This window comes from Pseudoclavibacter caeni (genome assembly GCF_008831125.1).
Lineage (GTDB): Bacteria > Actinomycetota > Actinomycetes > Actinomycetales > Microbacteriaceae > Pseudoclavibacter_A > Pseudoclavibacter_A caeni.
This window is the reverse complement of the sequence record NZ_WBKA01000008.1, coordinates 16,306-30,068: the sequence shown is the minus strand read 5'-3', so window position 1 is coordinate 30,068 and position 13,763 is coordinate 16,306. Positions and strand designations below refer to the sequence as shown.

The window sequence follows — 13,763 nt, the reverse complement described above, 5'->3', positions numbered from 1 at the left end:
CCGTGGGCGGTGCCGCGACGGGAGCGGACGGGGTCGTGTCGGTGTCGGGTGGGATGATGGAGGGCGTGGAACAGATCGACCAGCCGGGCACGCTCACCGAGCAGACGGTGCGCCGTCTGCATCGGGCGATCCTCGCCGGCGAGCTCGCGCCGGGCCGTCGTTACTCGACGGCGGCGATCGCCGGGCAGCTGGGAGTCTCGCGCACGCCGGTGCGCGAGGCGGCGCTGCAGCTGGAGCGGATGGGGCTCGTGGCGATCGAGCGTAACCGCGGCATCCGCATCCTGACCACGTCGGTCGAGCAGCTGCTGCAGGGGTACGAGCTGCGGCTCATGCTCGAGCTGCCGCTCGTCGAGCGGGCCGTCGGCCAGGCCACCGACACCGAGCGCGCCGAGGTCGACCGGGTGCACGAGGCGTTCCGGCAGGCCGCCGCGCGCGGCGACGATGAGGGGACGCTGCGCTGCGACCGCGACTATCACATGGCGCTGCTGCGCGGTGCGCACAATGGCCGGGCGCTGCGGGTGCTCGAGGAGCTGCGCACGATGGTGCTCGTCAGTGGTGTGGGCACCGTGCCGACCTCTCGCAGCGCGCAGGAGTGCTTCGACGACCACGCGGACGTGCATGTGGCATGGCTGCGTCGGGACGCGGCTGGGGTGCGCGAGGCGCTCGGCCGGCACATCGTGCACACGGCGAGCATCCTCATCCGGCAGGAGAGCCGGCGTCGGCCGGACTTCGCCGAAGACGTCGACGTGCATGAGCGGCTGGGCTGGTTGCTGCGCTGAGCGTGTCAGGTGCGAGGCGAGGGCCGGGGCCGCCGCCGTCCCGGTGAGGGATGCGGGTGACCGACGCCGGTGCCGCGGATGCGGGCGTGCTGTCACGGCCGGGGCGATCGACGGGCACGGTGTGCACACGGCGACCTCCTCGTCCGCTGACTCGTCCGCCAGGGGGATGTGGGGACGGCGACACCGGCGTCGGTCTCGCGAGAGCGAGCCTACCGCGAGTTGCATGCAACATGCAATTGGGGTCGTCTGTGCCTGCGCCGTGTCCGGGATGCGACGCCGCGCATCGCGGGATGGTGCTCAAGATTTGATCCATTCAAATTAGCTGGTACGCTCAAGGAACCCCACGGGGTATACGGCCTCGTGGCGATCCGAGAGGAACCACTCATGTCCGACACCATCGCATCCGCCGCCGCCGAGACCGCGGCCCCCGCACTGCCCCGACTCAACGAGCCGGCTCCCGCGTTCACCGCCGTGACCACGCAGGGCGAGATCAGCTTCCCCGACGACTTCGCCGGGCACTGGGTCGTCTTCTTCAGCCACCCGGCCGACTTCACCCCCGTGTGCACGAGCGAGTTCATGACCTTCGCGCACATGGAGGAGGAGTTCGCCGCGTACAACACGAAGCTGCTCGGCCTGTCCATCGACAGCCTCTACGGGCACATCGCCTGGCTGCGGCTCATCACCGAGCGCATGGAGTACCGCGGCTGGAAGAACGTGGAGGTGCACTTCCCCCTCATCGAGGACATCAAGATGGAGATCGCCCGGAAGTACGGCATGATCCAGCCGGGCGAGGGCGACACCCAGGCGGTTCGCGCCGTGTTCATCGTCGACCCGCAGGGCATCCTGCGCACGATCATGTATTACCCGATGAGCACCGGGCGGAACATGCGCGAGATCTTGCGCATCATCAAGGCGCTGCAGACGACTGACGAGTTCGACGTGGCCACGCCCGCCGACTGGGTGCCGGGCGAGCGGGTGATCGTGCCGACGGCGGGGTCGTGCGGCATCGCGAAGGAGCGCATGCAGGGCGAGGTCGAGGGGGTCGAGTGCGTCGACTGGTTCTACTGCACGAAGGCGCTTGACGAGCAGACGATCGAGCAGGCGATCCGACGCGACCCGAAGGAGGTGCTCGGCCGCTAGGACGTCGCTCCCCGTCCCGATCGCGCCGGTGCGCCCGGCGTCGGTCGGGGCGGCCGCGCCGGGCGGCGCGTCACACGCGCAGCGCCCACATCGCGACGGCGCTTGATGAGGCGACGTTGAGGGAGTCGACCCCGTTGGTCATCGGTATCTCCACGAGCGTGTCGGCTGTGCGCAGGCAGGCGTCGGAGACCCCGTAGCCCTCGGAGCCGAGCACGAGCGCGATGCGGTCGAGGCGGTCAGCCGGGCTCTTCTCCGCATCCGCGCCAGTCTCGCCCCGCACTCGTCTGGCGAACGCGTCGAGCGTCACCGCCCGGTCGTCGAGCGCGAGGGCCGCGATGTGGAAGCCCGCCGCGTGCAGGCGAGGCGCGAGATCCCGCCACCCACCGGTGTGCGCCCACGGCACCTGCAACACCGTGCCCATGCTCAGCCGCAGCGCGCGACGGTAGAGCGGGTCGGCGGTGCGCGGGGTGAGCAGCACGCCGTCGGCGCCGAGCCCCGCCGCCGAGCGGAAGATCAGCCCGACGTTGGCCGGGTCGACGACGCCCTCGATCACGACGAGGCGCCTGGCTCGGGATGCCTGCCCGGTCGTCCCGTCAGCAGTCGCCGACTCCGCCGTCCCGGCGATCACCGCATCCTGGTCGAGGGGCTCGGGGCGGTCGAGGCAGCCGATCACCCCGTGGTGCAGGGCGAACCCGGTCAGCCCGGCCAGGGTGTCCCGGTCGCCGGTGAACACCGGCAGGGGCGGCAGGCCCCGCTCCGCGCGCGTCCGGTCGCCCTGCCCGTGCGCGCCGAGCTGGAACGTCACCTCGGGCAGCGCGGAGCGTTCGACGAGCACCGCCCGTGGCACGTGCCCGGCGGCGAGCGCCCGCTCGAACACGAACTGCGATTCGGCCAGGTACAGGCCCCGCTCGGCGTCGATGCGCCGGCGCAGCGCCGAGTCGGTCAGCCGGGCGAAGACGTCTAGGCGTGGGTCGTCCAGGCGGTCGATCTCGATGACGGGCATGCGACCAGCGTAGGCCTCGCCGCCGGCCTGCCCCCGCCGACGGCCCGCGTCCGGCCCGCTTTCGCGTCCGGTCCGCCCGCGCCCCGCGGATAGACTGGCGCCATGCATCCGGCAGCCCAGCAGATCACGACCCGCACCCCGGGCAAGATCAACCTGCTGCTGGCCGTGGGCGCGCGCGGCGCCGACGGGTACCACCCGCTCGTCACGGTGTTCCACGCGGTGGGCGTGCACGAGGACGTCACGGTCGCCCGGGCGGCGGAGTGGCGGCTCGCGATCACCGGGCCTCGCCGCCTTCCGCCTGATGACGACAACCTCGCGCTGCGGGCGGGCCGGCTGCTCGCCTCCCGCGCCGACCCGTGGCGCACGGCGGCCACGCCGCGCACGCTCGCGGCGTCGATCACGCTGCGCAAGCGGGTGCCCGTCGGCGGCGGCATGGCCGGCGGGTCGGCGGACGCGGCGGGCGCGCTCGTCGCCCTGGCCCGGCTGTGGCGGCTCGACGTCACCCGACAGCAGCTCGTCGACCTGGCCGGCGAGCTCGGCGCGGACGTTCCCTTCGGTATCTCGGGCGGCGTCGCGATCGGCACGGGCCGCGGTGACCGGCTCACACAGGTCATCGCCCGGCGCACGTTCCACTGGGTGCTCGTGCCCGACGCCGAGCCGCTGTCGACGCCCGCGGTGTACGCGCGCTTCGACGAGATGGTCGCCGACGGCGCGATCACGCCGACGACCCGCGAGGCGGCGCTCGCCCGGGTCGAGCGGGTGGTCACCGCGCTGTCGGCCGGGGATGCGGCCGCGCTCGCCGCATCCCTCGGCAACGACCTCCAGGAGCCTGCGCTCACGCTGCGTCCCCGGCTGCAGCAGGTGCTCGATCTCGGCGCCGAGCTCGGTGCGGCGGGCGCGATCGTCTCCGGCTCCGGCCCCACGGTCGCGCTGCTCGCCCGGGACGCGCACCATGCGGCCGGGCTGTCGCAGTCGCTGCTGGCCCGTGGCCACGAGACGATCGTCACGACGAGCTCCCACCGCGGCGCGCACGTGCTGCCCTGACGGCGGGCCAGGCGTCCCCGCCCGATGTTGCGCTTCATGTCGTCCCCGCGAGGGCCGGGCGGCCTGCGGCGGTAGCCTGCTCTCGGTGGCGGTGAGGACCACATGGTCCCCCGCCGGGAGAGCCGCGGACCGGCGTGAGAGCGCGGGCGTCGCGGCGGCGAGACAGCCAGCACAGCAGAGAGCGGAGAGACAAGATGGCGGAGCAGCACGACTGGAAGTTCGACACCCTGCAGGTCCAGGCCGGTCAGGAGGAGCCGGATCCGGCGACCGGCGCCCGGGCGGTGCCGATCTATCAGACCTCGTCGTATGTGTTCAAGGACACGGACCAGGCCGAGGCGCGGTTCGCGTTGAAGGACCCGGGGGCGATCTACAGCCGGCTCGGCAACCCGACCGTCGACGTGTTCGAGAAGCGCGTCGCCGCGCTCGAGGGCGGCACGGCGGCCCTCGGCGTCGCATCCGGTGCGGCCGCGGTCACCTACGCGGTGCTCAACGTCGCCGGTGCCGGTGACGAGATCGTCGCGGCGAGCACCCTCTACGGCGGCACGTTCAACCTCTTCGAGCACACTCTGCCGCATTACGGCGTGAAGACCGTCTTCGTCGACCCGGACGATCCGGAGAACTTCCGTCGGGCGATCACCGACCGCACGAAGGCCATCTACTACGAGACGCTCGGCAACCCCGGCATCAACGTGGTCGACTTCGACGCGGTCGGCGAGATCGCCCGCGAGCACGGCATCCCGGTCATCGTCGACGACACGTTCTCCACCCCGGTGCTGTTCCGGCCGTTCGAGCACGGCGCGAACGTCGTGGTGACCTCGGCGACGAAGTTCATCGGCGGCCACGGATCCTCCATCGGCGGCGTCATCGTCGACGGCGGCAACTTCGACTGGACGAACGGCCGGTTCCCGGCGTTCACCGAGCCCGACCCGAGCTACCACGGCATCCGCTTCGCCGATCTCGGCGGGGTCGCGTTCGTGACGAAGATCCGCGCCGGGCTGCTGCGCGACACCGGCGCGTCCCTGTCGCCGTTCAACGCGTGGCTGTTCCTGCAGAGCCTGGAGACCCTCTCGCTGCGCGTCGAGCGCCACGTCGCGAACACGCAGAAGATCGTCGAGTTCCTCGAGAACAGCCCGAAGGTCGCCTCGGTGAGCTACCCGTCGCTGCCCTCGAGCCCGTACCACGCGCTCGCCGAGAAGTACTTCCCGAAGGGCGCCGGCTCGATCTTCACGTTCGCGGTCAAGGGCGACGAGCAGACCGCCCGCACGCTCATCGACAGTCTCGAGATCTTCTCGCAGCTGGCGAACGTCGCCGACGCGAAGTCGCTCGTCATCCACCCGTCGTCGACCACGCACCAGCAGCTCACCCCCGAGGAGCAGCGCGCGGCCGGCTTCGGCCCGGAGACGATCCGCATCTCGGTCGGTCTCGAGGACGCCGAGGACCTGATCGCCGACCTCGCCCAGGCGCTGGACCGGGCGGTCCGCGACTGAGCCGACATCGTCCCGTGCGCCGGTCTGTCCCCGTGGGGGACGGCCGGCGCACGGCATCCGCGGGGGATGACGGGGGAACGTCGTGTGAAAGGATGGGCGCGATGCCGATTCGAGTACCAGAGGGCCTGCCCGCCATCGACGAGCTGAGCCGCGAGAACATCTTCGTCATGGGGCGGCACCGCGCCCTGAGCCAGGACATCCGCCCGCTGCGGCTGATCGTGCTCAACCTGATGCCGCTCAAACTGGCCACCGAGCTGCAGCTGCTGCGCCTGCTCGGCAACACGCCGCTGCAGGTCGACGTCGAGTTCCTGCAGACGGGCACCCACCGGTCGAAGAACGTCTCGAAGGACCACCTCGACCGCTTCTATCGCACGATCGACGACGTGGAGGGCCGCCGCTACGACGGACTGATCGTCACCGGGGCACCCGTCGAGCGGCTGCCCTTCGAACAGGTCGACTACTGGCCCGAGCTCGTGCGTATCCTCGACTGGGCCGCTGAGCGGGTGTGGTCATCGCTGTTCATCTGCTGGGGCGCACAGGCGGCCATGTGGCACTACCACGGCATCCCGAAGCGCGAGCTGCCCGGGGGCAAGCTCGTCGGGGTGTTCGAGCACGAGGTCGTCGACCGCTCGCACCCGCTCGTGCGCGGGTTCGACGACCGCTTCCGCGCCCCGCACTCCCGGTACACGGGCAACAGCCGGGCCGACATCGAGGCCTCGCCGCTCGACGTGCTCGCCGTCTCCGCCGAGGCGGGCGTGTACCTGGCGGCGCGTCCCGATCTGCGCGAGGTGTACATCACCGGGCACGGGGAGTACGAGCGCGAGACGCTCGATCAGGAGTACCACCGCGACCAGCGCGCCGGGCTCGACCCGGCCATCCCGCGCAACTACTACCCGGGCGACGACCCGGATCGCACCCCGGAGGTCACCTGGCGCGGGCACTCGCAGCTGCTGTTCGCGAACTGGCTGAACCTCGCCGTCTATCAGAACACCCCGTTCGACTGGCTCACCCGCGACTGACGTGCGGCGGCCGCGCTCGCGGGCGGGGTCGCTGTCAGAGGACGTGACCACGAATGCGCCATGCCAACGGGGTGACCAGCGCTGCGCCACGGAGCGGCGCGGTCGCGGCTGTCCTGCACCCGACTGGTGTGTTCGCCGCTCCGCCCCCGCATCCCGCCCTCCGCCCCCCCGGCAGCCCGCCTCCGGCTAGAATCGTCTGCCGTGCGCGCGGCCGCGACGACAGGGCGGTCTCAAGCGTTCAGAGAGGAACCGCCATGTCGTTGCTGCAGAACATGTTCCACAAGGAGGACCCGCAGGTCTACCTGCGCAAGGACGCGCATCTGAAGCGCGTGCTCACGGTCCGCGACTTCCTCGCCCTGGGCGTCGGCACCATCGTGTCGGCCTCGATCTTCACCCTGCCCGGCCAGGTCGCCGCGCAGCACACCGGCCCGGCCGTCGCCCTCTCCTACATCGGCGCGGCGGTGGTCGCCGGCCTCGTCGCGTTCGCGTATGCAGAGATGGCCTCGGTGATGCCGTTCGCCGGCTCCGCGTACTCATGGATCAACGTCGTCTTCGGCGAGGTCTGGGGATGGATCGCCGGGTGGGCGCTGCTCGCCGAGTATCTGCTCGCGGTGGCCTTCGTGGCGAGCGGTCTGAGCTCCAACCTGCAGGGCATGCTCGGCACCGTCGGGGTCACGCTGCCCACGAATCTCGCCAACCCGATGGGCACGGCCGGCGGCTTCGTCGACCTGATCGCGGTGCTCGCGATCGTCATCGTCTTCCTGCTGCTGTCGCGCGGGGTGTCGGCGGCCGCGCATGTGCAGAACGTGCTCGTGGTGTTCAAGGTCGCCGCGATCGCGCTGTTCATCATCGTCGGCGCCACGGCGCTGCACCCCGAGAACTACGTGCCCTTCATCCCCGAGTACCGGGTCAACGAGGACGGCACCGCGTTCGGCGGCTGGCAGGGCATCTACGCAGGCGTGTCGATGATCTTCCTCGCCTACATCGGCTTCGACTCCATCGCGGCGAACTCCGCCGAGGCGAAGGATCCGCAGCGCACCATGCCCCGCGGCATCCTCGGTTCGCTGCTCATCGCGGTGACGCTGTTCGTCGCGGTGTCGCTCGTGCTGGTGGGCATGAACCACTACAGCGTCTACGGCGGCACCGCCGCTGAGCCGATCGGCTTCGCCCTGCGCAACGCCGGCCATCCCGTGATCGCCGTGATCGTGCAGATCATCGCGGTCGTCGGCATGTTCACCGCGCTGATCGGCATGCTGCTGGCCGGTTCCCGGCTGCTGTACTCGTTCGGCCGCGACCGGCTGCTGCCCGGCTGGCTGGGGCACCTCAACGAGCGGCACCTGCCCAATCGCGCGCTGCTCGTGATCACCGTCCTCACCATCGTGATCGGCGCGTTCTTCCCGTTCACCTTCCTGTCGCAGCTCGTCTCGGCCGGCACGCTGATCGCCTTCGTGTTCGTCAGCCTCGGCGTGTACGCGCTGCGACGCCGTGAGGGACGCGACCTGCCCGAGGCGACCTTCAAGGTGCCGTGGTACCCGGTGCTGCCCGGTCTGGCGGCGCTGGCCTCGGCGTTCGTGTTCATCGGTCTCAACAAGGACGCGCAGATCGTGGCCGGCGTGTGGTTCGCGCTCGGCCTGGTGATCTACTTCGCCTATGGTGTGTGGCATGCGCGCGCGCGCCGTGCCGTCGAGGCGGCGAAGGCCGACATCGAGGCCTGAGCCCCCGGGCGGGGCTGTGGTCGCTGTCTCGCGCTGCCCCGCGCCCTCGCCCCGCCCGGGTGCGGCTACGCTGGCTGGGTGGCAGCTCATCTCATCGGCGCCGAGCGCATCGGCGTGTCGTACCCCACCAAGGACGTCTTCGAGGACGTGTCGCTCGGCATCTCCGAGGGCCAGCGCATCGGCATCGTCGGCCGCAACGGCGACGGCAAGAGCACCCTGCTGCGGCTGCTCGCCGGCCGGCAGCAGCCGGACACCGGCCGGGTGACCCGCCGGGGCGGCATCACCGTCGGCGTGCTCGACCAGCGTCCCGACCTCGACGCCGACGAGACCGTGCGTCATGCGGTCGTGGGCGACCTGGCCGAGCACGAGTGGGCGTCGCAGCCCCGGGTGCGGGACGTCATCGCCGGCCTGCTCGGCGACCTCGACGCGGATGCGCCGGTCGGCTCGCTCTCGGGTGGGCAGCGTCGCCGGGTGGCGCTCGCGGCGCTGCTGCGTGGCGACTGGGACGTGCTGCTCCTTGATGAGCCGACGAACCACCTGGACGTCGAGGGCATCGCCTGGCTGGCCGACCACCTGCGCCACCGCTGGGCGCATGGCGCGGGCGGGCTCGTGATGGTCACGCACGACCGGTGGTTCCTCGACGCGGTGTGCACCGACACGTGGGAGGTGCACGACGGCGTGGTCGAACCGTTCGAGGGCGGCTACGCGGCGTACATCCTGCAGCGGGTGGAGCGCGACCGGCAGGCGGCGCTCGCCGAGACGAAGCGGCGTAACCTGCTGCGCAAGGAGCTCGCCTGGCTCGGCCGCGGCGCCCCCGCGCGCACCTCGAAGCCCCGCTTCCACGTGGAGACGGCGAAGGCGCTCATCGCCGACGAGCCGCCCGTGCGCGACCGGGTGCGGCTGCGGTCGCTGGCCACGAGCCGGCTGGGCAAGGATGTCATTGACGTGCTCGGCGTGACCGTGCAGTACGGTGACGAGCCCCTGTTCACCGACGTCGAGTGGCGCATCGGCCCCGGCGACCGCATCGGGCTGCTCGGGGCGAACGGGGCCGGCAAGTCCACGCTGCTCGGGCTGATCCGGCAGGCGGCGTCCCGTGCCGGGTCGACCGGGGTCGGCGAGCTGGACGCCGGCGACGGCACCGAGGTGACCGCCGGGCGCATCCGGGTGGGCAAGACGGTGCGGCTCGCGGAGCTCACCCAGGAGCTCGCCGAGCTCGACGAGATCGCCGACGACCGGGTGCGCGAGGTGATTGGCCGCATCCGCGCCGCCTACCGGGTTGACGACGAGGAGCTCACGCCCGCGCAGATGCTCGAGCGGCTGGGGTTCTCGACGGCGCAGCTGTCGACGCCGGTGCGGGATCTCTCCGGCGGGCAGCGGCGGCGGCTGCAGCTGCTGCTGACTCTGCTCGACGAGCCGAACGTGCTCGTGCTCGACGAGCCGACGAACGACATGGACACCGACATGCTCGCGGCCATGGAGGACGTCCTCGACGCCTGGCCGGGCACGCTCATCGTCGTCAGCCACGACCGGTACTTCCTCGAGCGGGTCACCGACGACCAGTACGGTATCGTCGGCGGCCGGCTGCGGCACCTGCCCGGCGGCGTCGACGAGTTCTTGCGGCTCGACGCCGAGGCGCAGCGGCAGCGGGCGGATGCCCGGCGCGCGGACGCCGTGGGCGGCTCGGCCGGTGGGCGCGGCTCCGCCCACGGCGCGGCGGATGCGTCGGGCGCCGCCTCGGGCGGTCTCACCGGTGCGGAGCGCCACGCCGCGGAGAAGGAGATGGCCTCGCTCGAGCGCCGGGCGGAGCGGCTGCGCGCTCAGGCGGCCGAGGCACGCACGGCGCTGGCGGGCCTCGACCAGTCGGACTATGAGCGGCTCGCGGCGGAGATGGCGCGGATCACCGCGCTCGAGGACGAGGCGGCCGGGCTGGAGGATCGCTGGCTGGAGCTCTCCGAGCAGGTCGGCTGAGCGGGGCGAGGACCGCTGGAGGGCCGCTCTCGGTGCTGGTCGGTCGGGCGTCGCGGTCTGTGCGGCAGGCATCGCGACGGGGCATCGCGGGCACGCCTCGAGGTGGACGCGAGGATACCCCATCGGGTATCGTGCGGGCATGGCCACCACAGCGATCACCCGCGGCGATCTCGCCGCAGCCCTCGCCGGGCATGACCTCGTGCTGCTCGACCTGTGGGCGACCTGGTGCGTCCCCTGCCGGGCGTTCGCGCCCGTGTTCGAGGCGGCGTCGCAGCGGCATCCCGACATTCTCTTCGGCCGGGTCGACACCGACGCCGAGCAGGAGCTGGCCCGGGGCTTCCACGTCACGTCGATCCCCACACTGCTCGCCTTCCGCGGCGGGGTGCTCGTGCACGCGCGGCCGGGCGCGCTCACCGAGCCGCAGCTCGAGCAGCTCATCGCCGCGGTGCGCGCGCTCGATCCGGCCGAGGTGCGTCGGCGGGCCGGACTGACCGATGCCGCGAGCGTTTCCGGCGGGTCGACGAGCGGTTCTGGCGGGCCGGGCGTGAGCGGATCTGGCGGGGCGAGTCATGCAGACAGGCCGAGTCATTCAGACGGGCCGGGCGCTTCAGACGAGATGGGCCATCCGGGCCAGGCGAGCAGACACACCAAGACGACGAGGAGGGTGACGCGATGAGCGGCGGAGCCTGTGCGACGACCCCCGGCGAGCGGATCGGACGCGGCGTGGTCGCGATCATCACCGCCGCGTTCGCGATCAATGTGTGGCCGAACCTGTGGTGTGTGATCCCGGCGGGGCTGTGCACGCTGTGCCTCGCGGTCGGGGCGATCACAGGGTGGTGCCCGACGAGTCTCTTCCAGCGGACGCCGGCCGAGCCGGAGCCGAACGGCCTGGGCATCCCCGAGGCCCGCGGCCTGCTCACGTTCGATCCGACGGATGCGCCCGCGTCGCCGGATGCCTCTGCCGCGGCGGATGCGCCTGCGCCGTCCAGCCCGCACGAGATCGATCGCACGCGCGGCTGAGCGATCACGCGCTCACTCACCTGACTGTGCCTGTGCCCGGCCGCGCCTGCGGGCCGGCGTTCGTCTGACCGCCGGACCGCTCAGACGCGTGACTCCCGGCGCAGCAGCACCACGCTGTCGGCGAGCTCGCCGGTGATCCCGTTCGGGCCGGTCGCCTGCCGATGCCGCACGGCGGCCTCCTCGACCGTCCACGCGGCACCTGTGTCGTCGTGCATCGTTGCACCGGGGACGAGCTTGGCAGGATCCAGCGTCGCCGTCAGCCCGGCAGCGTTCGATGATCCGGCTGCGTCGTTCGGCTCGGCCGGATCGACAGGGCCCTCGACTGTGAGCCCCAGCGCGGCGGCGACGTCCTCCGCCGGCGTGGGGTAGTGGCGCTCGGGATGCGCGTGGTCGTGCGTCCCCGTCTCGTCCTGCGCCGTCCGGTGCGCGGCCGCCTCGGGCCCGGCCTCCGTGTGTGCCTCCTCACGTCCGGCATGGTGCCCGGTGGCGTCCCCATGCCCGGCCCCGTGCCCTGAACCGTGCCCCGCCCAGGGTGGCGGAGCGGCATGGGAGGTGACGAGCAGCCGGCCGCCCGGGGCCACGGTCGCCGCAGCCCGGCGCAGGATCGCCGTCCGGGGGATCGGGGGATCCCACGAGTGCAGGTACGACACGGTCACCAGATCGAAGAGGGCGTCGCCCGCGTCCCAGGTCGCGAGATCCGCGGCGATGAACCGGGCGCGGCCGTTGAGGCCGCGGCGGGCCGTCTCGGCGCCGGCTCGCTCGACAGCCGTGGGCGACACGTCCACGCCGAGCGCCCGCCAGCCGTGCTCGGCCAGCCAGATGACGTCACCGCCCTCGCCGCAGCCGAGGTCCGCGGCACGGCCCGGCACGAGACCGGCGGCGACGTCTGCGAGCACGCCGTTGACGCGTCCAGACCACAGGTGCTCTCGGTCGGCGTAGCGGCGCTCCCATACGTGGGCGACGTCATCCTGTGCTGGTCCGGTCATGGTCTCATCCTGTCTCTCACTGAGGGGGCATGCGATCGGCGTGCGCGCCGGCGGCGTCCGCTCCGCCCTCGAGTCTGACACGTCGCCAGGCGGATGTGGTCACCCCACCGTGCACTGCCCGGTGGACACTCGGGCGGTGAGGCCCGGCGCGGCGGTGGCCACGGGCTGGAGGGTGGAGAGCGTGAGCGCGTAGCCGACGTCGTCGACGGAGCGCTCCTTGGCGAACACGACGCCGGCGACCCGGCCGTCCGTGTCGAGGAACGGGCCGCCCGAGTTGCCGGGGCGCACCTTGGCGGCGAGGGTGAGCACCTCGCGGCGTCCGCTGTCGCTGAAGTCGACGACGCCGTCCTTGACCACCTGTGCCGCGCCGGAGACGAAGGGGCCGCCGCCCGGGTAGCCCTGCACCGCACCCCGCTCGCCGACGGTCACCCCGGAGGCGAGCTCGAGCGCCTGGGTGTCCAGCCCGTCGACGTCGATGACGGCGAGGTCCGCGCTCGCGTCGTAGTAGGTGACCCGGCCGGTCTTCGCCCGCTCGCCGGGGGCCTCGACGACGGGGTCGGTCACCCCAGCGACGACATGGGCGTTCGTGACGACGCGGTCGTCGGCGACGACGAACCCGGAGCCGGTCTGCTCCTGGCCGCACGCGTAGGCGGTGCCGCTGATCCGCACCACCGAGCGCGCGGCCTGGGTGAGCGCTTCGCTGTCGAGGTCGACCTCGGGCAGCGTCGGCGACTCGGTCAGCCCGCCCAGGGCCTCCACGATGCCGGGCAGGTCCTTCGCCGCGCTCTGGCCGAACTCGGTCGCCCCGGTGCGCAGGCCGGCCGGCATCAGCGACTCGATCGTGCGCACGGTGGCCGAGCTGCTCAGCACGGGGGTGAGCCACGGGGCGCCGAGCCCGGTGAGCGTGGAGGCGACGACCCCGATCACGAGCGTGGTGGTGAGGAACCCGCCGGCGGCGCCGAGGATGCGGTTGAGCGCCCCGAGCCGCACGCTCGCCAGCGCGGCGCCGAGGGAACGGCCGACCCCGCCGCCCACGATGCCGCCGATCGCCACCAGCGAGATCGCGACGATGACCGCGAGCGCGATCCGGGTGCTCGCCACGTCAGACCAGCCGAGCGTGAGCGGCACCACGAGCCAGGCGCCGAGCCCGCCGGCGACGAGGCCGAGCAGGCGCAGCAGGATGCGGGCGAGCCCGCGGCGCGCGCCGCTGACCGTCTGACTCGCGATCAGGGCGATGAGCATCACATCGAGGGCGAGCGCCGGCGCGGCCGTGGAGAATCCGGTGGAGGCGTCCATGGGCCCATCGTAGGAGGAACCGGTGACATCGAGCCGCCTCGTGGTCGATCCGGGCCGCGCGACGTCGTGCCGCACTGCGGGGGGCTCGGAGCCGAGCCGGATCGAGGATGCGGGTCGCGCGCGGCCGTGCCGGCGCCCTCGAGCACGCGATCCGGGCGCCCCTCCCGCCGCGCCGCCGGTTGGAGGGGCCACCGAGGCCGGGGGTAGAGTGTTCTGCGGCAGCCAGCTGCCGGTCCGCCCTGGTGTAACGGCAGCACGACAGCCTTTGGAGCTGTGAAGACCAGGTTCGAATCCTGGGGGCGGAGC

General features: G+C 72.3%; 12 protein-coding genes and 1 tRNA gene. 10 read left to right on the top strand and 3 right to left on the bottom strand.

Features of this window, described 5'->3' with window-relative positions; all coding sequences use genetic code 11:
• Window positions 1-65: 65 nt before the first annotated feature.
• Window positions 66-779, top strand: coding sequence for a GntR family transcriptional regulator (locus F8O02_RS08470; protein ID WP_179416267.1), 714 nt, complete (start codon window positions 66-68; stop codon window positions 777-779).
• Between the two features lie 384 nt (window positions 780-1,163).
• Window positions 1,164-1,919 carry a peroxiredoxin gene (locus tag F8O02_RS08465; RefSeq protein WP_179416268.1) on the top strand — a complete coding sequence of 252 codons (756 nt, stop codon included), beginning with the start codon at window positions 1,164-1,166 and terminating at the stop codon, window positions 1,917-1,919.
• Window positions 1,920-1,989: 70 nt separating this feature from the next.
• On the opposite strand, the gene F8O02_RS08460 is transcribed toward F8O02_RS08465, so the two are convergent.
• Window positions 1,990-2,922, bottom strand: a complete 933-nt coding sequence (locus tag F8O02_RS08460) for a TrmH family RNA methyltransferase (RefSeq protein ID WP_158036814.1) — start codon at window positions 2,920-2,922, stop codon at window positions 1,990-1,992.
• Between the two features lie 102 nt (window positions 2,923-3,024).
• Here F8O02_RS08460 and F8O02_RS08455 point away from each other — a divergent pair, with 102 nt between their 5' ends.
• The 7 genes from F8O02_RS08455 (at window position 3,025) to F8O02_RS08425 (ending at window position 11,175) form a co-directional block, all read left to right on the top strand.
• A complete protein-coding gene (locus tag F8O02_RS08455) occupies window positions 3,025-3,966 on the top strand; it encodes a 4-(cytidine 5'-diphospho)-2-C-methyl-D-erythritol kinase (protein ID WP_158036813.1) in 942 nt (313 codons plus the stop codon).
• 194 nt (window positions 3,967-4,160) lie between these two features.
• Window positions 4,161-5,453 (top strand): O-acetylhomoserine aminocarboxypropyltransferase/cysteine synthase family protein, encoded by a 1,293-nt coding sequence (locus tag F8O02_RS08450; RefSeq protein ID WP_158036812.1) that lies wholly within the window; start codon window positions 4,161-4,163, stop codon window positions 5,451-5,453.
• A 101-nt stretch (window positions 5,454-5,554) separates the two neighbouring features.
• Window positions 5,555-6,472: a homoserine O-succinyltransferase gene (locus tag F8O02_RS08445; protein WP_158036811.1), complete on the top strand. Its 918-nt coding sequence runs from the start codon at window positions 5,555-5,557 to the stop codon at window positions 6,470-6,472.
• Window positions 6,473-6,726: 254 nt separating this feature from the next.
• Window positions 6,727-8,187, top strand: coding sequence for an APC family permease (locus tag F8O02_RS08440; protein ID WP_158036810.1), 1,461 nt, complete (start codon window positions 6,727-6,729; stop codon window positions 8,185-8,187).
• A 78-nt stretch (window positions 8,188-8,265) separates the two neighbouring features.
• Window positions 8,266-10,155: an ABC-F family ATP-binding cassette domain-containing protein gene (locus tag F8O02_RS08435; protein WP_158036809.1), complete on the top strand. Its 1,890-nt coding sequence runs from the start codon at window positions 8,266-8,268 to the stop codon at window positions 10,153-10,155.
• A 139-nt stretch (window positions 10,156-10,294) separates the two neighbouring features.
• Entirely contained in the window at window positions 10,295-10,831 is a 537-nt protein-coding gene (locus tag F8O02_RS09360) for a thioredoxin family protein (RefSeq protein ID WP_158036808.1), read from the top strand.
• The gene (locus F8O02_RS08425; protein WP_158036807.1) at window positions 10,828-11,175 is read left to right on the top strand and encodes a hypothetical protein; all 348 of its coding nucleotides are present in this window, start codon (window positions 10,828-10,830) and stop codon (window positions 11,173-11,175) included. Before F8O02_RS09360 ends, F8O02_RS08425 begins: the two co-directional genes overlap by 4 nt.
• Window positions 11,176-11,255: 80 nt before the next feature.
• Here the strand turns inward: F8O02_RS08425 and F8O02_RS08420 are convergent, their stop codons facing one another.
• Window positions 11,256-12,161, bottom strand: coding sequence for a class I SAM-dependent methyltransferase (locus F8O02_RS08420; protein WP_158036806.1), 906 nt, complete (start codon window positions 12,159-12,161; stop codon window positions 11,256-11,258).
• 99 nt (window positions 12,162-12,260) lie between these two features.
• The gene (locus tag F8O02_RS08415; protein ID WP_158036805.1) at window positions 12,261-13,457 is read right to left on the bottom strand and encodes a MarP family serine protease; all 1,197 of its coding nucleotides are present in this window, start codon (window positions 13,455-13,457) and stop codon (window positions 12,261-12,263) included.
• 233 nt (window positions 13,458-13,690) lie between these two features.
• Between F8O02_RS08415 and F8O02_RS08410 the strand changes: the two genes are divergently transcribed.
• Window positions 13,691-13,762 (top strand) — tRNA-Gln (locus F8O02_RS08410).
• Window position 13,763 lies beyond the last annotated feature (1 nt).

Coding starts and splice junctions, on each gene's coding strand:
- F8O02_RS09360 (WP_158036808.1), top strand. CDS start 10,295: ATGGCCACCACAGCGATCACCCGCGGCGATCTCGCCGCAGCCCTCGCC.
- F8O02_RS08445 (WP_158036811.1), top strand. CDS start 5,555: ATGCCGATTCGAGTACCAGAGGGCCTGCCCGCCATCGACGAGCTGAGC.
- F8O02_RS08440 (WP_158036810.1), top strand. CDS start 6,727: ATGTCGTTGCTGCAGAACATGTTCCACAAGGAGGACCCGCAGGTCTAC.
- F8O02_RS08420 (WP_158036806.1), bottom strand. CDS start 12,161: ATGACCGGACCAGCACAGGATGACGTCGCCCACGTATGGGAGCGCCGC.
- F8O02_RS08465 (WP_179416268.1), top strand. CDS start 1,164: ATGTCCGACACCATCGCATCCGCCGCCGCCGAGACCGCGGCCCCCGCA.
- F8O02_RS08460 (WP_158036814.1), bottom strand. CDS start 2,922: ATGCCCGTCATCGAGATCGACCGCCTGGACGACCCACGCCTAGACGTC.
- F8O02_RS08455 (WP_158036813.1), top strand. CDS start 3,025: ATGCATCCGGCAGCCCAGCAGATCACGACCCGCACCCCGGGCAAGATC.
- F8O02_RS08450 (WP_158036812.1), top strand. CDS start 4,161: ATGGCGGAGCAGCACGACTGGAAGTTCGACACCCTGCAGGTCCAGGCC.
- F8O02_RS08425 (WP_158036807.1), top strand. CDS start 10,828: ATGAGCGGCGGAGCCTGTGCGACGACCCCCGGCGAGCGGATCGGACGC.
- F8O02_RS08415 (WP_158036805.1), bottom strand. CDS start 13,457: ATGGACGCCTCCACCGGATTCTCCACGGCCGCGCCGGCGCTCGCCCTC.